Source organism: Novosphingobium sp. BL-S-21 (assembly GCF_055521655.1).
Genome location: NZ_CM145496.1, coordinates 294,321 through 315,020, shown reverse-complemented (window position 1 = coordinate 315,020; position 20,700 = coordinate 294,321). Strand labels below are relative to the sequence as shown.

At 65.8% G+C, this 20,700-nt stretch carries 20 protein-coding genes; 13 read left to right on the top strand and 7 right to left on the bottom strand.

Annotated features, from left to right (window positions below):
- Positions 1 to 77 precede the first annotated feature (77 nt).
- Both ACZ1J6_RS09870 and ACZ1J6_RS09865 read left to right on the top strand, forming a co-directional pair.
- Positions 78 to 872 (top strand): SDR family oxidoreductase, encoded by a 795-nt coding sequence (locus ACZ1J6_RS09870; protein ID WP_134092736.1) that lies wholly within the window; start codon positions 78 to 80, stop codon positions 870 to 872.
- A gap of 184 nt (positions 873 to 1,056) precedes the next feature.
- A complete protein-coding gene (locus ACZ1J6_RS09865) occupies positions 1,057 to 2,811 on the top strand; it encodes a chloride channel protein (protein ID WP_132262303.1) in 1,755 nt (584 codons plus the stop codon).
- Positions 2,812 to 2,856: 45 nt separating this feature from the next.
- On the opposite strand, the gene ACZ1J6_RS09860 is transcribed toward ACZ1J6_RS09865, so the two are convergent.
- Complete coding sequence (locus ACZ1J6_RS09860; RefSeq protein ID WP_431566525.1) at positions 2,857 to 4,755, bottom strand: CocE/NonD family hydrolase; 1,899 nt, start codon at positions 4,753 to 4,755, stop codon at positions 2,857 to 2,859.
- Between the two features lie 91 nt (positions 4,756 to 4,846).
- A complete protein-coding gene (locus ACZ1J6_RS09855; protein WP_431566524.1) occupies positions 4,847 to 5,119 on the bottom strand; it encodes a hypothetical protein in 273 nt (90 codons plus the stop codon).
- A 210-nt stretch (positions 5,120 to 5,329) separates the two neighbouring features.
- Here ACZ1J6_RS09855 and ACZ1J6_RS09850 point away from each other — a divergent pair, with 210 nt between their 5' ends.
- Complete coding sequence (locus tag ACZ1J6_RS09850; RefSeq protein ID WP_132262298.1) at positions 5,330 to 5,530, top strand: SUI1 family translation initiation factor; 201 nt, start codon at positions 5,330 to 5,332, stop codon at positions 5,528 to 5,530.
- A gap of 91 nt (positions 5,531 to 5,621) precedes the next feature.
- Here the strand turns inward: ACZ1J6_RS09850 and ACZ1J6_RS09845 are convergent, their stop codons facing one another.
- On the bottom strand, positions 5,622 to 6,995 hold the full coding sequence (locus ACZ1J6_RS09845; RefSeq protein ID WP_132262297.1) for a class II 3-deoxy-7-phosphoheptulonate synthase: 1,374 nt from the start codon (positions 6,993 to 6,995) through the stop codon (positions 5,622 to 5,624).
- Positions 6,996 to 7,235: 240 nt separating this feature from the next.
- A complete protein-coding gene (locus tag ACZ1J6_RS09840; RefSeq protein ID WP_132262295.1) occupies positions 7,236 to 10,166 on the bottom strand; it encodes a M16 family metallopeptidase in 2,931 nt (976 codons plus the stop codon).
- A gap of 200 nt (positions 10,167 to 10,366) precedes the next feature.
- Here ACZ1J6_RS09840 and ACZ1J6_RS09835 point away from each other — a divergent pair, with 200 nt between their 5' ends.
- The 6 genes from ACZ1J6_RS09835 to ACZ1J6_RS09810 all read left to right on the top strand — a co-directional run bounded on the left by ACZ1J6_RS09835 (position 10,367) and on the right by ACZ1J6_RS09810 (position 14,056).
- Positions 10,367 to 10,945, top strand: coding sequence for a NifU family protein (locus ACZ1J6_RS09835; protein ID WP_132262293.1), 579 nt, complete (start codon positions 10,367 to 10,369; stop codon positions 10,943 to 10,945).
- A 22-nt stretch (positions 10,946 to 10,967) separates the two neighbouring features.
- The gene (gene tsaB / locus ACZ1J6_RS09830) at positions 10,968 to 11,630 is read left to right on the top strand and encodes a tRNA (adenosine(37)-N6)-threonylcarbamoyltransferase complex dimerization subunit type 1 TsaB (RefSeq protein ID WP_431566522.1); all 663 of its coding nucleotides are present in this window, start codon (positions 10,968 to 10,970) and stop codon (positions 11,628 to 11,630) included.
- Positions 11,631 to 11,637: 7 nt separating this feature from the next.
- Positions 11,638 to 12,111 carry a GNAT family N-acetyltransferase gene (locus ACZ1J6_RS09825; RefSeq protein WP_431566521.1) on the top strand — a complete coding sequence of 158 codons (474 nt, stop codon included), beginning with the start codon at positions 11,638 to 11,640 and terminating at the stop codon, positions 12,109 to 12,111.
- A 148-nt stretch (positions 12,112 to 12,259) separates the two neighbouring features.
- Positions 12,260 to 12,706 carry a Ros/MucR family transcriptional regulator gene (locus tag ACZ1J6_RS09820; RefSeq protein WP_132262288.1) on the top strand — a complete coding sequence of 149 codons (447 nt, stop codon included), beginning with the start codon at positions 12,260 to 12,262 and terminating at the stop codon, positions 12,704 to 12,706.
- Between the two features lie 121 nt (positions 12,707 to 12,827).
- Complete coding sequence (locus ACZ1J6_RS09815; protein ID WP_132262286.1) at positions 12,828 to 13,265, top strand: Fur family transcriptional regulator; 438 nt, start codon at positions 12,828 to 12,830, stop codon at positions 13,263 to 13,265.
- Entirely contained in the window at positions 13,262 to 14,056 is a 795-nt protein-coding gene (locus ACZ1J6_RS09810; RefSeq protein WP_465128071.1) for a lysophospholipid acyltransferase family protein, read from the top strand. Before ACZ1J6_RS09815 ends, ACZ1J6_RS09810 begins: the two co-directional genes overlap by 4 nt.
- 83 nt (positions 14,057 to 14,139) lie before the next feature.
- On the opposite strand, the gene ACZ1J6_RS09805 is transcribed toward ACZ1J6_RS09810, so the two are convergent.
- On the bottom strand, positions 14,140 to 14,802 hold the full coding sequence (locus ACZ1J6_RS09805; protein ID WP_132262283.1) for a hypothetical protein: 663 nt from the start codon (positions 14,800 to 14,802) through the stop codon (positions 14,140 to 14,142).
- Positions 14,803 to 14,869: 67 nt separating this feature from the next.
- Here ACZ1J6_RS09805 and ispH point away from each other — a divergent pair, with 67 nt between their 5' ends.
- The 4 genes from ispH (at position 14,870) to ACZ1J6_RS09785 (ending at position 18,432) form a co-directional block, all read left to right on the top strand.
- On the top strand, positions 14,870 to 15,844 hold the full coding sequence (ispH, locus tag ACZ1J6_RS09800) for a 4-hydroxy-3-methylbut-2-enyl diphosphate reductase (protein WP_431568019.1): 975 nt from the start codon (positions 14,870 to 14,872) through the stop codon (positions 15,842 to 15,844).
- Positions 15,845 to 15,860: 16 nt separating this feature from the next.
- On the top strand, positions 15,861 to 16,850 hold the full coding sequence (gene thrB / locus ACZ1J6_RS09795) for a homoserine kinase (protein ID WP_431568018.1): 990 nt from the start codon (positions 15,861 to 15,863) through the stop codon (positions 16,848 to 16,850).
- Entirely contained in the window at positions 16,847 to 17,284 is a 438-nt protein-coding gene (rnhA, locus tag ACZ1J6_RS09790) for a ribonuclease HI (protein WP_132262277.1), read from the top strand. The genes thrB and rnhA overlap by 4 nt, the downstream gene beginning before the upstream one ends.
- An 89-nt stretch (positions 17,285 to 17,373) precedes the next feature.
- Entirely contained in the window at positions 17,374 to 18,432 is a 1,059-nt protein-coding gene (locus ACZ1J6_RS09785; protein WP_431568017.1) for an FUSC family protein, read from the top strand.
- Positions 18,433 to 18,469: 37 nt separating this feature from the next.
- Here ACZ1J6_RS09785 and ACZ1J6_RS09780 read toward each other — a convergent pair whose 3' ends face one another.
- Both ACZ1J6_RS09780 and ACZ1J6_RS09775 read right to left on the bottom strand, forming a co-directional pair.
- Positions 18,470 to 19,561, bottom strand: a complete 1,092-nt coding sequence (locus ACZ1J6_RS09780) for an NAD(P)/FAD-dependent oxidoreductase (protein ID WP_431568016.1) — start codon at positions 19,559 to 19,561, stop codon at positions 18,470 to 18,472.
- Between the two features lie 7 nt (positions 19,562 to 19,568).
- Complete coding sequence (locus tag ACZ1J6_RS09775; protein ID WP_431568022.1) at positions 19,569 to 20,558, bottom strand: alpha/beta fold hydrolase; 990 nt, start codon at positions 20,556 to 20,558, stop codon at positions 19,569 to 19,571.
- Positions 20,559 to 20,700 lie beyond the last annotated feature (142 nt).

Here is a 20,700-nt window from a genome sequence, read left to right as displayed (position 1 = left end):
TGCATTCCGGCCGCGCGGCACTGGCGGGAAGTGCGCTAGCCCATGGCCAAACACGAATCGCGGGAGACACCTTCGCCATGAAGATCGACAACACGCTGGCCGCCGTCGTCACGGGCGGTGCATCGGGCCTTGGCCGCGCCAGCGCGAAGGCGCTGGCCGATGCAGGCGTGAAAGTCGCCATCTTCGACATCAGCGAGGAGGCAGGCGAAGCTTTCGCGGCCGAAATCGGCGGCGTGTTCTGCAAGGTCAACATTCTCGACGAGGAGAGCGTGGAGGCAGGCTTCGCCCGCGCCCGCGCCGCCCATGGCCAGGAACGCGTCGTCGTCCACTGCGCCGTCGTGGCCGGCGGCGGCAAGACCGTCTCGTTCGACAAGGCCACGGGCGGCTTCAAGCGCATGGCCACCGAACAGATCGCCAAGACGGCCGAGGGCGTGTTCACCGCGTCCTACCGCGTGGCCGCGATCGCCGCGCTGGGCATGGCGACGGCCGAGCCGCTCAATGCCGACGGCGAACGCGGCTGCATCGTCTTCACTTCTTCTGCCGCTTCGCAGGACGGACAGATCGGCCAGGTCGCTTATGGCGGCGGCAAGGGCGCGGTCAATGCCATGGTGCTGCCGATGGCGCGCGACCTGATGGACCTCGGCATTCGCGTCAACGCCATCCTGCCCGGCACATTCGCCACCCCGCCGATGCTGCGCGTCAAGGAGATGAACGAGGCGGTCTATGAAGGCCTCGGGCGGGCCGTCCCCTTCCCCAAGCGCCTGGGCAATCCCGAAGAGTTCGCCAGCTTCGTGCTCGAACTGGTGCGCAACACGTACTTCAACGGCCAGTGCATCCGCCTCGACGGCGGCATCCGCATGCCTCCGAAGTGAGGTAGCCGCAGAACTCGGGCGCAAGCCGGTGCGGCATGCCGCGCGCCCGCAAGAACGGGCGCGCGGACACGGATTCCGTCCGCAGGACGGCCCCGTGACCGCCGCTCTGCACGCTCGCTTTTCTTGCCCCTCCTCCCGATACCCGCCTTGACAGCCGCGCATGCGCAGGCCCAATCGACAATCGATGCGACGTCCCGCCGTTAACGCCCTGAAAGCCCTGGTCATCCGCCAGCGGCAACGCATGCGCGAGAGCGAGCTGGCGTTCATCGTGCTGGCCGTCATGGCAGGAATAGCCGCCGGATGGCTCACCAACCTCCAGGGCTTTCTCGCCCACACGCTGCAACAGCTGTTCTACGCGATCGACGGCAACCGGCTGAGCGCACTGGGTGAAATCCGCCATCCCTGGCGGTTGCTCGCCCTGCCCTTCGGCGGCCTGGTCCTGATCGGCATCGCCTATCTGCTTCGCAGACGCCGGCGCGCACCGATCGACGTCGTCGAAGCCAACGCGCTGCACAGCGGGCGGATCCCCTTCATCGACAATCTCATCATCTCCGCCCAGACCATCATTTCCAACGGCGCGGGAGCCTCGGTGGGGCTGGAGGCGGCTTATGCCCAGATGGGCGGCGGCGTCGCCTCGGTGCTGGGCCAATGGTTCAAGCTGCGCCGCGCCGACATGCGCACACTGGTCGGCGCCGGAGCCGGAGCCGCGGTTGGCGCCGCTTTCGGCGCGCCCCTGGCCGGTGCCTTCTACGCCTTCGAGATCGTGATCGGCGCCTATACGCCCTCCGCCATCGCCCCGGTCATCGCCGCCGCCCTCGGCGCGGCGTTCATCACCCGCGAACTCGGCGTCGAACCGTACCTGATCGCCGCGTCCAGCGCGCGCGACCTCACCACGGGCGACTATTTCATCTACGCCGTGCTCGGCCTGGTCTGTGCCCTCGTGGGCATACTCATCATGCGGCTGGTGACCTTCACCGAATTGCACGTCCAGCGCCTGACCCGCTTCGCGCGCTGGAAGCCGCTGGTGGGCGGGCTGCTGCTGATGCCGCTGGCCTGGGTCTCGCCGCAGTCGCTTTCGGCGGGCCACGGCGCGATGCACCTCAACCTCGCCATGCAGCCGGCGATCCATTTCCTGCTCATGGTGCTGGCGCTCAAGATCGCCGCTTCGGTCATCTCGCTGAGCTTCGGCTTTCGCGGCGGGCTGTTCTTCGCCTCGCTCTTCCTGGGGTCGCTGGTCGGCCTGATCTTCGCCGCCGCCGTGCAATTGCTGCCTTTGGGCATCGAACTCGATCCCACCCAATCCGCCCTCGTCGGCATGAGCGCGCTGGCGGTCTCCATCGTCGGCGGCCCGATGACTCTGGCCATGCTCATGCTGGAGACGACTCACGACTTCGCGCTGATGGGCGTGGTGCTGACCGCCTCGCTCGTCTCCAGCGCCTTCACCCGCGAAATGTTCGGCTATTCGTTCTCGACCTGGCGCCTGCACATCCGCGGCTCGATCATCCGCTCCCCGCGGGACATCGGCTGGATGCTCAGCCTTACGGCCGGACGCATCATGCGCAAGGACTGGATCTCGGCACCGGCCACGCTGTCCGTGGCCGACTTCCGGGCGCGCGTTCCGCTGGGCTCGGCAAGCAAGGCGATCCTGCTGGACGAGGACGAGCATTACGCCGGCATCGTCGCCACGTCCTCTGCCTATAATCCCGAACTGCCGCAGGACAGCGCGATCGGCTCCCTCGCCTCGCTGAAGGGCACCACCCTTTCCCCGACCACCGACATCCGCGCGATGATAAAGGCTTTCGACGTGGCCGTGGCCGACGAACTGGCGGTGGTGGACGGCGTCGGCCGGGTGGTCGGCGTCGTCACCGAGCGCCATGCACGTCGGCGCTACTTCGAGGAAATCGAAGCCTCGCAGCGCGAACTCTTCGGGGAAAGCTGACCGCGTGACCTCGTCCCGGATCGGGTCCGGAACGAGGCCGTTTGCTTAGTCACCAGCAACCGGAAGCCACACGGCACTCGCCGCATCGCCGCCGTACGTCACGGTTTCCGTCGCCTTCACATAGTCGCTGGGCCTGGCTTCCATGATGGAGGATACCCAGGACTGCGGGTTGCGGTCGTAAAGCGGGAACAGGCTGGACTGCACCTGCACCATGATCTTGTGTCCCGGCAGGAACACATGATCGACGTTGGGCAGCGACCACTGGAACGTGTAGCTCTTGCCCGGCTCAAGGGGTTGCGGCTTGTTGAAACCGTGGACGTAGCGGCCCCGGAAGATCTCGATACCGATGCCGAGCTGATAGCCGGCCAGGGCAGGGTTGGCCGAGTTCTCCTGCGGATAGACGTCGATCAGCTTGACCACGTAATCGCTGTCCTGCCCGCTGGTGGCAGCATGAAGCTCGACCTTGGGTGCGCCCTTGATATGGACGGGCTTGTCCAGCACGCCGGTGCTGTAGCTCAGCACATCGGTGCGGCCGTCAACGAAGCGCTGGTCGTGAACGAGCCAGGTCTTCCACTCCTCGCCCTGCATGTGGACGGGGCGCGGCAGCAGCGGCACGGGCTTGGCCGGGTCGGAAACGTAGCTGTCGCTGCCCGCCGCCGGCTTGCTCCACGAAAGGCCGTAGTTCGCCGCGAGGTAGAGCGGCGTGTAGCTGCCTGCGGGCCAACTTTGCGATACTTCCCAGCGGTTCTCGCCCGTGGCGTAAGTCACGACCGGCGGGGTATCGCACTTCGGGGCATCGGTCTTCAGGTGGCAGTCGAAGAACGGCTTCATGTAGCGCTGGCGGAACTGTGCGCCGGTATCGCCTTCCCACTTGAGCGGGCCCAGTTCGCGCGCCTCGTAATTGACCTGGGAATGGCGCCAGGGGCCGATGGCGAGGCTGACCATGTCGCTGGGCGTGCCGTTGGCCTTGAGCGCCTGATAGACGGCCGGGGCGCCGTAGCTGTCTTCCTGGTCCCACTGACCGACGACCAGCATGGTCGGCACCGTCAGCTTGCGCGCGCCCAGCAGCTTGTCCACGGCCTGACCCTGCCACCAGGCGTCGTAGCTGGGATGCTCCAGCACCTTGCGGACCACCGGAAGGTCCAGCAGGCCGTACGCCTTGGCATAATCCATGGCCGAACCGGCTTCCAGATAGGCCTGATATTCGTCGCCGGTGCCCTTGGGCACCGCGCCCCCGCCCTTCTTGACGGTCTGGCCCAGGTCATAGTCGAAACCGAACATGCGGAAGGCGCCGTTATGGAACCAGTCGTCGCCCATCCAGCCATCGACCATCGGGCTCTGGGGCACGGCAGCCTTGAGCGCCGGGTGCGGATCGATCAGCGCCATCAGGGAGGTGAACCCGAGGTAGGACGAGCCGGTGATGCCGACTTTCCCGTTGCTCTCCTTCACGTTCTTCACCAGCCAGTCGATGGTATCGTAGGCGTCGGTGGCATGGTCGACCTTGGTCTTGTTGAGCGGCCCGCGCAGCGGCCGGTTCATCACGTAGTCGCCTTCGGACCCGTCCAGCCCGCGCACGTCCTGGTAGACGCGGATATAACCGTCGTTGACGAAGTCCGCGTCCATGATCGAAAGGATTTCCTCGATCTTCTGGCTGCGGTTGCGGCTGGTCATGCCGCCGGCATTGTAGGGCGTGCGGCCGAGCAGGATCGGCCCGTCCTTCGTGCCCTTGCGCATGACGATGACCGTGAACAGCTTCTTGCCGTCGCGCATCGGGATCATCACTTCGCGGCGGATATAATCCGCCTGCGGGCGCACCCAGTCATACGAGCCGACCTGCTCGTTCATCATCGTATCGGTGGGCGGGGCCGCCGAGAGTTGCGAAGCGGCGGCAAGAGCGAACGGCGCAACTGCGAGGCCCGCGGCGATCCGGAAATGTTTTGTCATGGACCCGTTTGGTGGCCCGTGCATTTCGAGCGGTCAAGCGGGTTCTCGACCGATCTCCACCGGATAGAGCATCCCACTTGCGCGGCAGGATTCAGGTGGGACCAAGTCCCCGCGCCACTTGCGAACGCTCTATGTTCATCCGGTCTTCGCGCGCCTGGGCCGCCCACTCACTGCGGGACATGCAGACCCGCTTGATCTTAAGGCGCGACCCGATTTCCTGGAACTTGCGGCATTCGATCGGATCGGCCTGGTCCATCCCCGGCTTCTTCTCGGCCGCCTTTTCGGACGCCGCAGGGCCCTTTGCCAAGGCCGGATTTCCGGCGGCGAAGACCACGACCAGCGCAAGCAACGCGAACTTCTTCATGACGCCCCCTCCCCACCGAAACATCCCGCCAATCCGTTGCCCCCGGCATTCCAGACAGGCTGCTCAAAAGGCATCAGGACGGACGACGCTCGTCCAAGCCTATCGGCTTTTCGTAGAATTCGCATCGATTTTGCGAAGCTGAAAGAAGAGTCCCGCCCCGTTACAATCAATTTTGCACGGCGGCCCGTCTGGGCGCCGGGGATGAGGGCGGTGGACGAAGCCGAAGTCAAGGCATTGGCGCAGACGCTCGAAATGTGGGCGGCGCTGGGCGGTTCCGTGAAGGAATGGTCCACAGCGGAGGCGACCATGCTTCAGGCCGCCGCGGTGATGCGTCGTCAGGCGGCCCAGATCGAAGCACTGCGCGCGCAAGTGCGGGAAAGCCGATCCGCCGCCTGCCAACCCTGCACCTGAGCTTCGGTCCCACCGCTCAGGCTTCCGGCAAGAAAACGGGCAGGAAAGCCAAGACTTTCCTGCCCGCGCAACTTTATCGAAAGCAGTGGTTTCAGGCCGCCTGCTTCTGCCGCTCCGTCGCTTCCAGGTTGAGCAGGTCGGCGATCTCGAACGCGAGTTCGATCGACTGCGCACCGTTGAGGCGGGGATCGCAGTGCGTGTGATAGCGGTCCTTCAGCGCCTCGTCAGTGATGGCGATGGCGCCGCCGGTGCATTCGGTCACGTCCTGGCCGGTCATCTCGATATGGATACCGCCAGCATGCGTGCCCTCGGCGCGGTGGACGGCGAAGAAGCCGCGCACTTCGGCCAGGATGCGGTCGAAGGGACGAGTCTTGAAGCCGCTCTCGGCCTTGATGACATTGCCGTGCATCGGGTCGCACGACCATACCACGGGATGACCTTCGGCCTTTACCGCGCGCACCAGCTTGGGCAGGCCGGCCTCGACCTTGTCATAGCCATAACGGCTGATGAGCGTCATGCGGCCCGGCTCGCGTGCCGGGTTCAGCGTATCGAGCATGCGCAGCAGAGCGTCGGGCTCGAGGCTGGGTCCGCACTTCATGCCGATCGGATTGCCGACGCCGCGCAAGTACTCGACATGGGCCGAGCCTTCGAAGCGCGTGCGGTCGCCGATCCACAGCATGTGGGCCGAACAGTCGTACCAGTCGCCGGTCAGCGAATCGCGGCGGGTCAGCGCCTGCTCATAGGGCAGCAGCAGCGCTTCGTGGCTGGTGTAGAACTCGGTGCCCTGAAGCTGCGGAACCGAAGTCGGGTCCACGCCGCAGGCCGCCATGAAGTCCAGCGCCTCGCCGATGCGGTCGGCCATCTGTTCGAACTTCTGGCCCCAGGGGCTGCGGTTGATGTGCTCCATCGTCCACTGGTGAACCTGGCGCAGGTTCGCATAACCGCCATGCGCGAATGCGCGCAGCAGGTTCAGCGTGGCCGAGGACTGGCCATAGGCCTTCAGCATCCGCTCCGGATCGTTGCGGCGCGTTTCCGGCTCGAACTCGATGCCGTTGATGATGTCGCCGAAGTAGCTGGGCAGTTCCATGCCGCCGATCGTCTCGGTCTGGGCCGAGCGCGGCTTGGCGAACTGGCCCGCCATGCGGCCCAGCTTCACCACCGGCTGCTTGCTGGCGAAAGTCAGCACGACCGCCATCTGCAGCAGCACGCGGAAGGAATCGCGAATATTGTCTGCGCTGAATTCGGCGAAGCTTTCCGCGCAGTCCCCGCCCTGGAGCAGGAAACCGCGACCGGCGGCGACTTCGGCGAGATCCGCCTTCAGAGCACGCGCCTCGCCCGCAAAGACCAGCGGCGGAAACTTCGCAAGCGTGGCCTCAACCTCGCCCAGCTTCTCCGCATCGCCGTATACCGGAAGATGGCGGGCTTCCTGAGCCTTCCAGCTTTCCGGGGTCCAATTGCTAGCCACGTTACGTACTCCCGGCGGTTCCTTCGCCCTCTCTCCCCGCGCCGAATGCATGGGGCCAAACCGGCAAGAACCGCAAACAAGGGGCGGGCCATAGCCTCCCCGGGCAATTTTTGCAAAGCCGGTTTAGACGATCAGGGTGATCGATTGCGCCTTCAACGCCCCGGCGCGGCGAAACAAGGTGTCGCAGGCAGGATTGCGCGCGTAACTTGCGAACAATCCTGCCCCGCGTTCAACCTGATCCTACTTTACGGCGACCGCGCCGACCGCCTTGCCTTCCGGCATGACCTCCAGCTGCCACGAATTGTTCTTGCCGAGATAGCGGGCGGCAAGCGCCTGCATCTGCTGCGGCGTCGTGGCGGTATAATCGTAGAGGATCGTGCGAACGGTGCCGATGCGCGAGGGATCGTAAGTCGCACCTTCCAGCTGGCCCATGAAGAACGAGGTGCTGGAGGCGGCGCGCGTCACCTGCTGACGCATCGGCTCGGTCACAAGCGCCAGTTCCTGCGCCGTCGGCGGATTGTTGATGAGATCCTGCGCGATCTCGTCCGCGGTCTGGAAGAACACCTTGGTCGACTTGGGGTCGAGCTGCGCCATGGCGGTGATCGAACCGCCGGCCGCCATGTCCACGGGCCACTGCGAATAGACGTAAGGCGCATAGGCCACGCCCAGCTTCTCACGCACTGCATCGAGCAGGCGGTTGGTGAAGAGCTGCGTCAGGATTTCAAGCTGACGCGATTCGCGGATGCCCATAGAGCCGCCGCCGGTCGGCCAGGAGATAACCGCCGCCGCCTGGTCGGGATCGCCATGGTGCTGCAGCACGATGGGGGTGTCCGAAGGCTTGGGCACGGTCACGTCCGCCAGGTTGGCGGTGGAAGGCGCCGGCGTGCGCGGCTTGAGCGCGCCGAAGGTCTTCTCCAGCGCGGCGATGGTGGAAGCCTTGTCGAAATCGCCATAGATCTGGACTTCGACCGGGCCGCTGGCCAGCGCCTTGCTCCAGACTTTCTTGAACCCGGCCGCCGTGGTCTTCTCGATCGCTTCGGGCTTCGGCGTTGCAAAGCGCGGATCCTGGCCGCGCTGGTAGAATTCCAGGTCGCGGTTCAGCACGCCCTGCGGCGAGGTGGAGTAAGTGGCATACTGGATCTTCGCCGCGGCCTTGGCGCGGACCAGCGGCTGCGGATCCCAGCGTGGGAGATCGAGCTTGGCCGCGAAGAGGTAGAGCTGGTCCGCCAGGTCCTGCGGGCGCGTTTCCGCCTGGAACTGGAAGCTGGCGTCCTGCACTTCGAAGTCGAAGCCCATCTTGCGCCCGGTCGAAATACGGTCGAGATCTTCCTGGCCGAGCGTGGCTAGGCCCGAGCCGACGAGCGCGAACTCGCCCAGCGCGATATAGGGCGCGTCCTTCGGGTCGATCGAACGCTTGCCGCCGCCGAACCGCACTTTCACGGTGACGCGGCCGGGCTCTTCCTGAACCGGCCAGAGCAGCGCCTTCACGCCATTGGCAAAAGTCAGCTGCTCGATATCGAGCAGTCCCGTCGAGGTCTGGGCGGTCGCCTTGTGAGGCGCGCCGATGGCGGGCAGCTTCTCGAAGGACACCGGCTTTTCATTGCCGGCGGTGCGGATCGAGGCATCGGGCTTGATGGGCTGGAGCAAGGCGGAGCGGAGGGACTGGTCGGTAGCGCCGCCTTCCTTCTGCGTGGTGAACAGCGCCCGCGTCACCGTTCCGTTGAACAGCTGCTGCGTGTGCTTGAGCACGTCCGCTGGCGTGAACAAGTGCTTCGATTCGCGGAAGATGCGCAGCACGTCGTTCGGCGCGGCCACCGTTTCGCGGATGTCGAGCGCATTGACCATGTCGTCGGCCAGCTTCGAGCCCGGCAGGATGCGCTGCTGCTCGACCGGAACCTGGAATGCGACATCCAGTTCGGCCACTTCGCGGTCGATCTCGGCCTGCGTAGGCGGCTTGGTGGTGGCATCCGCGATCACGGCGCGCACATCGCGCAAGGCCGCCTCCCAGTCGTCGCCGAGCGGCGTCACCGACACGAAAGTGGCGTCGGCCGAGCGCGAGACATCGTCCTGGTTCACCGAAGCCGAGAGGAAGCTGCCACCGGCCCGCGCTTTCGATTCGAGACGGCGGTTGATTACGGCCTGGGCAATGGAATCGACCATAAGTCCCTGGTTATAGACGATATTATCCGTAACCTGACGCCACGGGCGCAAGATGGCATACATCAGCGAAGGCGGCAGGTCGGGCTCGACCAGCACTTTCGTCTCGCCGACGGGATTGCTGCGATCGGCATCCTTGGGCGCGACCGGATCGCCGAAGCTGGGCGCCTGGCTCAGCTTGCCATTGGCCTTCCAGTCCGCGAACCACTTCTTCACGTAGCTTTCCAGCGTGGCCGGATCGGCATCGCCCGCGACGATCACCGCCACGTTGTCAGGGCGATACCAGCGCGAATAGAAGGCGCGCACCGAGGTCGGCGTTGCCGAAGTCAGCGATTCCACCGTGCCGATCGGCTCGCGCACGGAGAGCGGCTGCCCGGCATAGAGCGTCTTCTGCATGGCATCCTGCACACGCTTGGCGGCGCCGCCCCGCTCGCGCATTTCGGCCAGCACGATCGGCAAGTCGGACTTGAGGTTGGAGGCCGACAGCGTCGGCGCCGTCACCATGCCGCTCATCAGCTTGAACGTCTCGTCCAGCGAAGTGGGCGTCGCGTTGGGCAGGTCGAGCTTGAACACGGTCTGCGTGGTCGAGGTCACGGCATTGGTATCGCTGCCGAAGGTCGCGCCCAGACGCTGGAAGGCGGCAATGGCCGTGCCTTCCGGAATGTACTTCGACTGGCGGAACAGCATGTGTTCCAGCAAGTGCGCATAGCCGCGCTCCGAATCGGTTTCGTAGAGCGAACCGGCATCGACACGGATGCGGATCGAAACCTGCCCCGGCGGCACGCCGTTACGGCGCACGGCATACTTGAGGCCGTTCGGCAGCTCACCGAAATGCCATTCGGGATCGCGCGGAATGTCGCTGCCGCGATAAAGCCACGGATTGCTGTCTCCGGGCAGCGTGTCTGCCGCCGGAGCCGGGGCGTTCGGCACTTGCGCCAGAACGGACTGAACCGGGAGGGGAGCCAGCAGGAGCAGGCAAGCGAGCGAGCGGGCGGCGCGCGAAGATTTCGTCATCGGGAGGGGTATAGGTTCCGGTTCGATTAAGGGCCAGTGAATAGCGCCGGTGATTAGGAAGCGCCGGTCGTCAGGGGATTCAAGCGTGTGAAGTCGCGGCTTAGAAAGAGGCAAATCGCAGCCTTGTTCCCGCGCCGCGCAAAGTCAATTGCGGCTTGTGGACTTGACCCTATCCGCGCAGCACCTAAATCGCGTGGATCATGTATATCGAAACCGAAGCCACGCCCAATCCCGCCACGCTCAAGTTCCTGCCCGGACGGCAGGTCATGGCGTCCGGCACCCGCGAATTCACTTCGCCCGAAGACGCGGAAGTCTCGCCGCTGGCGCAGGCGCTGTTCGACCTGGGCGACGTGACCGGCGTGTTCTTCGGCCAGGGCTTCGTTTCGGTGACCGCCGCGCCCGGCGCGGAGTGGTCCGACCTCAAGCCGCAGGTCGTCTCCATCCTGCTCGACCATTTCGTATCGGAAGCCCCACTGTTTTCCGGCGGCGATGCCAGCGGCTTCTCGGTACCGGCCGAAGAGGACGCCGACTATGGTGACGATCCGGCCGATGCCGACATCGTCGAGCAGATCAAGGACCTGATCGAAACCCGCGTCCGCCCCGCCGTGGCCAACGACGGGGGCGACATCGTCTATCGCGGGTACCGCGACGGCGTGGTCTACCTCGCCATGCAGGGCGCCTGCTCGGGCTGCCCCTCCTCCAGTGCGACGCTCAAGCACGGCATCGAAAGCCTGCTGAAGCATTACGTCCCCGAAGTCACCGAAGTCCGCGCCGCCTGATCCCGGGAACGACTGACCAGACATGACGGAAGCGACAGATGCGCCTTTCAGCGGCCCGACACTGGTGATCGATAGCGCGACCGAGGCCTGCTCGGTCGCGCTTTTCGATGGCGACAGGCTGGTGGCGGGCGAGTTTCGCATGCTGGGCCGCGGCCACGCCGAAGCCCTCGTACCGATGATCGCCGCCCTTCCCGATCGTGGCCGCGCGCCGCGCATCGTGGCGGCACTCGGCCCCGGCAGCTTCACCGGCGTGCGCGTGGGCCTGGCTGCGGCGCGCGCGCTCGCCCTGGCCTGGGGCTCCGAGATAGCCGGCTATTCGACGCTGGCCATGGTTGCCGCGATCGCGCGCGACCAGGCGGGCAACGTGCCCGTGGGCGTGGCCATGACCGGCGGACACGGAGAATGGTTCATCGAAGGCTTCGCGGGAGACGGCAACGTGGCCCGTCCGCTCGTGTCGCTCCGGCCCGAAGCTGCCGCAGCAAGCGCAATCGAAACCGTGATCGCCGGCACCCAGGCCGAAGCCCTCGTCACGGCGCGCGGAAGCGGCACGGCCCTGCCCGTCTGGCCCGATGCGCGCGCGTTCCCGCTGCTGCCGGCCGCGGCGCTGACATCCGACACCCGCCCTCTGTACGGCCGCGCACCCGATGCGCGCCTGCCGGGCGGCCTTCCCGCTCCCGGAAACTGAGGCGCCGATGATCGACGATCTCGACAGGATCATGGCCGTCATGGCGCAGGCTTTCGAACCCGCCTGGGGTGAAGCCTGGAACCGGCGCCAGGTCGAAGATGCCCTGGCCTTCGGGAATTGCCACTATTTCCTCATTTCTGCACAAGGAACGCCTGTCGCGGAAGACGAAGCGGCGGCGGGTTTTTCGCTTTCCCGTACCGGCTACGAGGAAGAGGAACTGCTGCTTCTGGCCGTGAACCCCGAATATCGGCGCCTAGGACTTGGACGCTCCATATTGGACTCGCTTCGACTTGCCGCAGCGACAAGAGGGGCTAAACGACTTTTACTTGAAATGAGAAAAGGAAACCCTGCGGAACTGCTCTATTCCGCTTTCGGTTTCTACCAGATCGGCGAACGCAGGGAGTACTACCGTACACCTAGTGGTGACAGAATCGACGCACTAACCTTTGCTTGCGACATTGGTTGCCCGCCTTCTGAATAAAGATGTCGATACCTAATGTTACAACTGTCACAATTAGGGACGACTTCTAATAGACCTTGAATTCCTGAACAAAATGGTTCAGAAGACAAGTGCAGGCCTTAAATGGCCGCCGATTCCAAAATGGTCGCAAAAAAGAGGTCGTAAAATAATGGAAACCATCCAGGCTGATGCCAACGAGACGTTGATCACGCTCACGTCGGACATCGTAGCTGCTCATGTCAGCAACAACAGTGTCGGCGTAGAGGATCTCCCCGCCCTCATCACCAATGTCTACGGCGCCCTCGCCGGACTTGGCGGTGCCCCCGTGGTCGAAGAAGAAAAGCCTGAACCCGCCGTTTCGGTGCGCGCTTCGGTCAAGCCCGACTACATCGTCTGCCTGGAAGACGGCAAGAAGCTCAAGATGCTGAAGCGTCACCTCATGACGCACTACAACATGACCCCGGAAGAGTATCGCGCGCGCTGGAACCTTCCCGCCGACTATCCGATGGTCGCCCCCAACTACGCCGAGAAGCGCCGCGAACTGGCGAAGAAGATCGGCCTGGGTCGCAAGCCCAACGCGCGTCGCGGCCGCAAGCCGAAGACCGTCGCCGCCTGATCGGCTGCGAACAGAACCGTCACGAGCATCGTCGATTTTCGTAATCGACGTTCTCCGGTTGTGATTGAAGGCACGGCCGCCTATCTAGGTTGCCGTGCCTTTTCATTGATACAGGTCAAACGTGCATCAACCTATCGACCTCGAAGCCCTCTGCGCAGAACGCGGCCTTCGGATTACCGAACAACGCCGCATCATCGCCCGTGTGCTGTCTGAGAGTACCGACCACCCCGACGTCGAGAAGCTCCATGAACGCGCCACCGCGCTGGATCCGGGCATCTCGATCGCAACGGTCTATCGTACCGTGCGCCTTTTCGAAGAAGCCGGCATCCTGGATCGCCATGACTTCGGCGACGGCCGCGCGCGCTACGAAGCCGCCCCCGAAGCGCATCACGACCACATGATCGACGTCGAATCCGGCCAGGTCATCGAATTCGTCGATCCCGAACTGGAATCGCTGCAGCGCCAGATTGCGGAAAAGCTCGGCTTCCGTCTCGTCGATCACCGCATGGAGCTTTTCGGCGTGCGGATCGGCCGCGAGGAAGGCGAAGCGCGCAAGTGAAGCCAGAGGCTTCGGCCAGGGCTTCCGAACCGATCAGGCGGATCGCGATCTGGGGCTGGCCCCTGATCGCGATCCGCCTTTTCGCTTTATTGGCGCTGCTGCTGGTCTGCGTTCCAGTCTATTATGCGGCATCGCCCTTCACGGCGCGCAATCCGGTGCCGCCGTTTTTCCTGCGTCTGGTGGGCACCATCTCCGGCCTGCGCGTGACCGTTCGGGGCCGCCGGCCAGCACCCGGCAGCTTCTTTCTGGCAAACCATGTCAGCTGGCTGGACATCCCCGCGCTCTCCGGCGCGAGCGGGACAGCCTTCATCGCCCATGACGGCCTCGCCGATTTCGGCCCGCTGCGCTGGCTCTGCACGCTCAACGACACCGTCTTCGTGGCGCGCAATCGCCGCAGCACCGTCGCTGCGCAAGTGGAGCAAATTCGCACGGCGCTGAAGGAAACCGGCGCGCTGACGATCTTTCCCGAAGGCACCACCTCCAACGGCACGGATCTGCTGCCGTTCAAATCGTCGCTGCTTTCCGCCATCGGCACGGAAGACGCGGGCCTGACCGTGCAGCCCGTCTGGCTCGATTACGGCAACGAAGCGGAAGAAATCGCATGGGTGGGCGACGAACCCGGCCTCGACAACGCCCTGCGCATTCTCGCACGCGTGCGGCCCGTTCGGGTGACGCTGCACTTCCTCCAACCCCTGGAGGGCGAGGAACGCCGGGATCGCAAGGCCATGGCGCGCAGCGCAGAGGCCGCGATCGAAACCGCCAGAAACGAGTTGGGCCAGGCCAGGCGCTGACCCTTAGGAAGAAGCTACGGCTCCTGCCGCATCAACCCCGGTCCCCATGATTGCGAGGGCGCCGGAGCGCCCTCGTCTCACACTTAACGCGTGGCGTTGTAGGCGAGCTGCGCCTCGTCGAGCTGGAAGCCCACGAGGACTTCGAAGCTCGACCGGGCAACGGCGGCCTTCACGGCCGGATCCGAAAGCGGATCGACGGCGGCATCGGCGTCGCCGGCCTTGCGCTTGCGGGTGATCTTCTCGCGTATGTCGGCCGGCAGCGTGGCGGCGGCGCGATCGATATAGGCCGAGCCGTTGGCGTGGAACTGCGCGCGATCCTGGCCGTCTGCGAAGTTCAGCGTGACATGGCCGACGCGCTTGGAAACGACGGCGGTGCCGCCCTGAAGCACCGAGACGAAGAACGGCAGCGTCACCTGGCGCGCGCCCTGCTTGTCGTTGCGGCGCGCAAGAACGTCGAACTCCACTTTCGCGAAGACCTTGTCAGTGCCCTGGTCGTTGCAGCTCGTCCGCACATTCGTCATCGCCGCTTCGAGGTCGATATTGTTGGCGGTGCGATCGTTCGCCGCGCGGAACAGCGTCATGTCGCCGGTATAGTCGGGAATACCCACGGCCGGACAGGCCGAACGCACGGCAGTGATGCCAACCCCCGAATCGACCACGATCTCTCCCTTCTTGGCGCAGCCGCTCAGCGCGGTCACCGCGGCGGCGGAGCAGAGAACAGTGGCAGTCAGGCGGCGTGCATTCATCGTGAGGTTCCTCGAAGACGTCGGCTTGCCCTAGCGGCGCAAGCGGCAAAGCGCTAGAGGCCCATTCATGAACGCGCCCTTTCCGTCTCCCAACCCGTCCCGCGCCGGCAAGCCCCTGCGCCTTCTGATCGCGGCCCCGCGCGGCTTCTGCGCCGGCGTCGATCGCGCCATCGAGATCGTGGAGCGCGCGCTCGATATCTACGGCGCCCCGGTCTACGTGCGGCACGAGATCGTGCACAACAAGTTCGTGGTCGACAGTCTCAAGGCCAAGGGCGCGGTCTTCGTGGAAAGCGTGGACCAGGTGCCAGACGGCGTACCCGTGATCTTCTCCGCCCACGGCGTGCCCAAGTCGGTGCCGGCCAAGGCCACGGCGCGTGGTCTCGAATGGCTGGACGCCACATGCCCGCTGGTCAGCAAAGTGCACCGCCAGGCGGAGCGCCAGATCGCGGACGGGCGCCACATCCTCTTCATCGGCCATGCCGGACATCCCGAGGTGATCGGCACCTTCGGGCAGGTCCCGGAAGGCAACATGACCCTGATCGAGACGGTCGGCGACGTGGCGACGGTGGACGTGCCGGAAGGCAGCGAACTCGCCTATCTTTCGCAGACCACGCTGTCGGTGGACGATACGGCCGCGATCATCGCCGCGATCGAGGCGCGCTTCCCGCAAGTCGTGGCGCCGAAGCAGGAAGACATCTGCTACGCCACGTCCAACCGCCAGGGCGCCGTCAAGCAGATCGCCCCGGACTGCGATCTGGTGCTGGTGATCGGCTCACCCAAAAGCTCCAACTCGATGCGCCTGGTCGAAGTGGCCGAGCGCGCCGGTTCGCGCGGCGTGATGATCCAGCGCGCGACCGACATCGAGCCGGAATGGCTGCAGGACATCGACACCCTCGGCCTGACCGCCGGTGCCTCGGCACCCGAGGAGCTGGTGAACGAGGTGGTCGCGCGCATCAAGGAAGTGCGCGAAGTCGAATCCGAAGAGCGTGTGACCGCCGAGGAAACCATCACGTTCAAGCTGCCGCGCCAGCTCGCCCGCTGAAGGAATCCAGTTCGTCATGGCAGTTTATACCCGACTCGGCGCGGAAGAGATGTCCGCGATCATCGAGACGTTCGGCGTCGGTACGCTCATTTCGGCCAAGGGCATCGCGGAAGGCGTGTCCAACAGCAACTGGCTGATCGAAACCCGGCAGGGCGAAGACGCGCGCCGCTTCATCCTCACCGTCTACGAAAGCCGGACGGATGTGGCCGACCTCCCCTTCTTCCTCGACCTGCTCGACCATCTGGCCGCGCGCGACTGCCCGGTGCCGCGCACCATGCATGACCGCGACGGGGCGAGCCACCGCTTCATTGGCGAAGGCGAAAACCGCAAGGCGCTGGCGCTGATCGAGTTCCTGCCCGGGGTTTCGGTTTCCGAGCCTTCGGCGGCGCAGGTTCGCGCGGTCGGTTCGGCCCTGGCGCAGATCCACCTTGCCGCCGCCGACTTCGGACATGGCCGTGTCAACGCGCTGGACCTGCCCGCCTGGCAGCAACTGCTGGGCGACTGCGGCCGCGAAGGGCTGGAATCGATCGACCCCGCGCTCGGCGCCCTGGTCGAACGCGAACTGGCCGAGCTGGCCGGAAAATGGCCGTCGGACCTGCCCAGCGGCGTGATCCATGCCGATCTGTTCACGGACAACGTGCTGATGCTGGGCAGCCAGGTCACCGGCCTGATCGACTTCTACTTCGCCTGCACCGACATCCTGGCCTACGACGTCGCCGTCACCCATTCGGCCTGGTGCTTCAGCAACGACGGCACGCAGTTCGATGCCGAACTCTCGCGCGCGCTGATCGAGGGTTACGAAGCCGTGCGACCGCTTTCCGAGGCCGAGCGCACCGCCCTGCCGCTGTTGGCGCGCGGCGCGGCCATCCGCTTCCTGGCGACCCGCGCTTATGACTGGCTGAACACGCCGGAAGACGCGCTCGTCACCCCCAAGGACCCGATGGCCTTTGCCCGGCGCCTCGAATTCTATGCCGATCCGGCCAATTCTGGCATCTTCGGCGCATGAAACAGGTTCAGATCTTCACCGACGGCGCCTGCAAGGGCAATCCGGGGCCGGGCGGCTGGGGCGTGCTTCTGCGCATGGGCGTCCACGAGAAGGAGATGTCGGGCGGCGAGCCGGACACCACGAACAACCGCATGGAGATGACGGCCGTGATCAAGGGCCTCAACGCCCTTACCGAGCCTTGCGAGATCACGCTCCAGACCGACAGCAAGTACGTGATCGACGGGATCACCAAGTGGGTTCACGGCTGGAAGAAGAAGGGCTGGATCAATGCCAGCAAGCAGCCGGTGCGCAATGCCGATCTCTGGCATGACCTGATCGAGGCGGTTGCACGTCACAAGGTCCACTGGGAATGGGTGCGCGGCCATTCCGGCCATGCCGAGAACGAGCGCGTGGACAAGCTGGCCAGCGACGCGGCGGTGGCGGCAGGCAAATAGGGAGGCGCGACCTGCCTGCTTCCGAACCGCCCCGGTTTCCGCCGCTCCCCGTCCTTCGCGAACGCCTTCGCGAGGAAGCCCGTGCCCTGGTGACGCCCGGCCCGCGCATGGCCGACGAATGGGCCTGCGTCGCCTCGGTCATGCTGGCGATCCTGATCGCTCACCTGATCGGCGCGCAGATGGTCGCCTGGGCAGCCTTCACCGCCTTCGTCCTGCTCAAGAGCGAGACCGCCGAGACTTTACTGCGCGGCGTGCTTCGCATCGTCGGCACGGCCATCGGCTCGCTGCTGGCCCTGGCGATCGTGCCTTATGCCGCTCACGCCCTTCCGCTCGCCATGGCCAGCGCGGCGCTGGTGGGTGCCGTGGGCCTCTACGGCATGATCACGGCGCGGCGCGCTTATGCCTGGCTGCTGTTCGGCCTGACCTTCGAGATGATCCTGCTCGACAAGCTGGAGCATCCCGACCTCGACACCATACATTTCGCGCAGACCCGCCTGCTGGAAGTGATCGCCGGCACCCTGGCCTGCGTGATCGTCAGCCTATCGGCGGCGACCCTGACGGGAAGGAAGTGGCTAGCCGGACGCAAGCCCGCGCCGGACCGGATGAAATGGCACCCTCACGCCGCACGCCACGCGGCGCAGGCCGGTATCGCCATCGCCGTGCTCCCCGTGCTGCACGCGGTGTTCCAGTTGCCGCAGATGGCGCAGGCCGCCGTCACCGTCATGGCCGTGATGATCGTGCCGGTCAGCGGCATCGGCGCGAGCGGCTTCGTGCCCGTGACGCGCCGCCTGTTCCAGCGCACGCTCGGCTGCCTTGCGGGCGGCGGCCTGTCGCTGGCGATCCTGCTGGTCGCGCAGGGCAATACCGCGGTGCTCGTGGCGGGCACCTGCCTCGGCATCGTCATCGGGCGCCATATCGAAAACGGCCTGCCGAACGTGACCTATCTGGGGCTCCAGTTCACGCTCGCCGTGCTGGTGGTGCTGGTGCCGGACTCTTATGCCGACGCGCAGATCATGCCCGCCGTGCACCGCCTCGTCAGCATCTTCGTGGGCATGGCCGTGCTGGAACCGGTGCTGCTGGCATGGCACTTCGTCGCGCCCGGCCGCAAGGCATCGGCACGGGTCGGCGATGCGGAAAACAACGAGTGATGCCCGCCGGAACGAAGCCTGCGGCGGGCGCCCTGGCCTAGCGTCCGAACCGATCCGGCGCGAAGGGGGCGGGATCCACTTCGCCCCCCGTCGTCCGGCCCAGCAGGAGCCCGGCGCCCAGTTCCGCCGCGGCCGGGGCGGTCTGGATGCCGAAGCCGCCCTGCCCCGCAAACCAGAAGAAGGCCGGATCTGCCGGATCGAAACCGTAGACCGGCAGCCGGTCCGGGGCGAAGGAGCGCAGCCCGGCCCAGCGGTGCTCGACGCGGCGAACCGGGCGATCGACCACTTGCTCGAACCTGTCCACCGCAAGCGCCACGTCGATTTCCTCCGGCGCAGCATCGCAGGGCGCGCTGGGCGTCTCGTCATGCGGGCTCAACCAGAGGCGGCCGTTTTCGGGCTTGAAATAGAACTGGCCGGCCACGTCGAGGACCAGTGGCAGCGTGTCCGGCGCGGCCGGCTCGATCGCCACCTGGGCAATGGTGCGCCGATAAGGCGCGATGCCGAGCGGCCGGGCGCCCGCCCGGCTCGCCACCGTATCCGCCCAGGCGCCCGCAGCGTTGACCAGCACGTCGCAGCCAAGGCGGCGGCCATCGGCAAGGGTGAGTGACCAGCCTTGCGGCCCACGTTCGGCGGCAGCGAGCCCGGCGCGGCTCCACAAGGCGACGCCCGCCTTGCGCGCTTCGACCAGGTAGTGCTGGTGGAGCGCGGCGACGTCTATGTCGCAAGTGCTCGGCTCCAGCACGCCGCACGTCCATTCGGGACGGAGATCGGGGATGCGCGCGGCGACCTCGGGAGCTTTCAGAATGGAAACGTCGATGCCGACGGCACTGTAAGTCTCGGCGAAAGCGGCGATGTCGCGCACCTGCCCGGTTCGGCCGATGGTCAGCGCGCCCCGCGGAGTCAGCACGCCCAGCCGCTGCAGTTCCGGTCCCGATGCCGTCGTCAGCGGCTTGACGCGCGGGCCGCCATAGCTCTCGGTCCAGAACGCGGCCGAACGGCCGGTGGCGTGATAGCCGGGGCGCTCCTCGGCCTCGATCACCAGAACCCGCGCATGGTCCGCCAGTCTGGCGGCCAGCGAGGCACCGGCCATGCCGGCGCCCACTATGACGATATCGAACCTCGCATCCATAAGGGTTTCAGCCCCTAACGCGCGCAGTCCGGTTCAGGAAGTCCCGTATGGCCGCGAGTGCCCGATCGCGTGCCGGATCGGCTTCGCGCAGGATTTCGTGGCGCGCCTCGTAGCCGAAAGCCAGGAGTTCCGCCTGCGGCAGACGGCGGGAAGCACGCCGGATCGCCGGCCAGGAGACCAGCCCGTCATACCGGGTGGCCAACAGCAGCACCGGCAGGTCGACCGCTTCCAGCACCCCCCGCGCCTCAAGCAGGCGAATCGAGGCGAGCGCCCGCTCGATCCAGCCCCAGCTTGCCGGTCCCATGGCGATGCCGGGCCGGCGCTGGCGCCACCAGTCCTCATCGGAATAGCGACCCTTGTCATGCGTGAGCAGATGCGATCGGGCCTGCGGCAGGAGTTCCGGTTTCTCGCTGTGCTTCCAGGCAGGGCGCCGCGAATCGCCGAGCCCGGCGATCCCACGCGCCACCGCGTGAAGCAGCCCGGCAGGCAGCCAGGCGGGGTGAATGCCCAGCATCGGCGCCGAGAGCACCAGGCTATCGGGCCGGACTTTGCCTTGCGCCACGGCGCGAAGGGCAAGATGCCCGCCCATCGAATGACCGATCAGCACATGCGGCCCCGGCTTGTCCGCCGCCCAGCCGCGCCAGAAAGCGGCGAGATCCTCGATCCACACATCGAAGTCGGGGACATGGCCGGTCGCGGCGTCGAAGCCGAAGCGTCCGCTCAGCGCCTGGCCGCGCCAGTCGATCGAGCTGACTTCCCAGCCTTCCAGATGCCACTGCTCAAGCGTCTCCAGCCACTTTTCATAGCTGTCACCGCGTCCCGGCAGGAACAGGATCGATCCGCGCGCCTGCGGCAGACCCGCAGCATGGGCGGGCCAGTCGATCCGGCGCAGCGGCTCCGGTCCGCTCGGCCCGGTCCAGAAGCTCTCGACGACGCCTTCGGGTATCGCCCGCCGCGCCTTCGCCGCCAGCCGCGCGATCTCGGCGGGGGACGGCATGCCTTCGCCGGGCACAGGCTCGCTCTCGGTTGCCTGAATGGTCACGATTTTGCAGTCATGGGGCTAAGCTCGGCCTCGATACTGTGGTTACTGTTTGGTAAGCGATGTCCGATAGATCGTGCCCCGGGCCAAGGGGGAACTC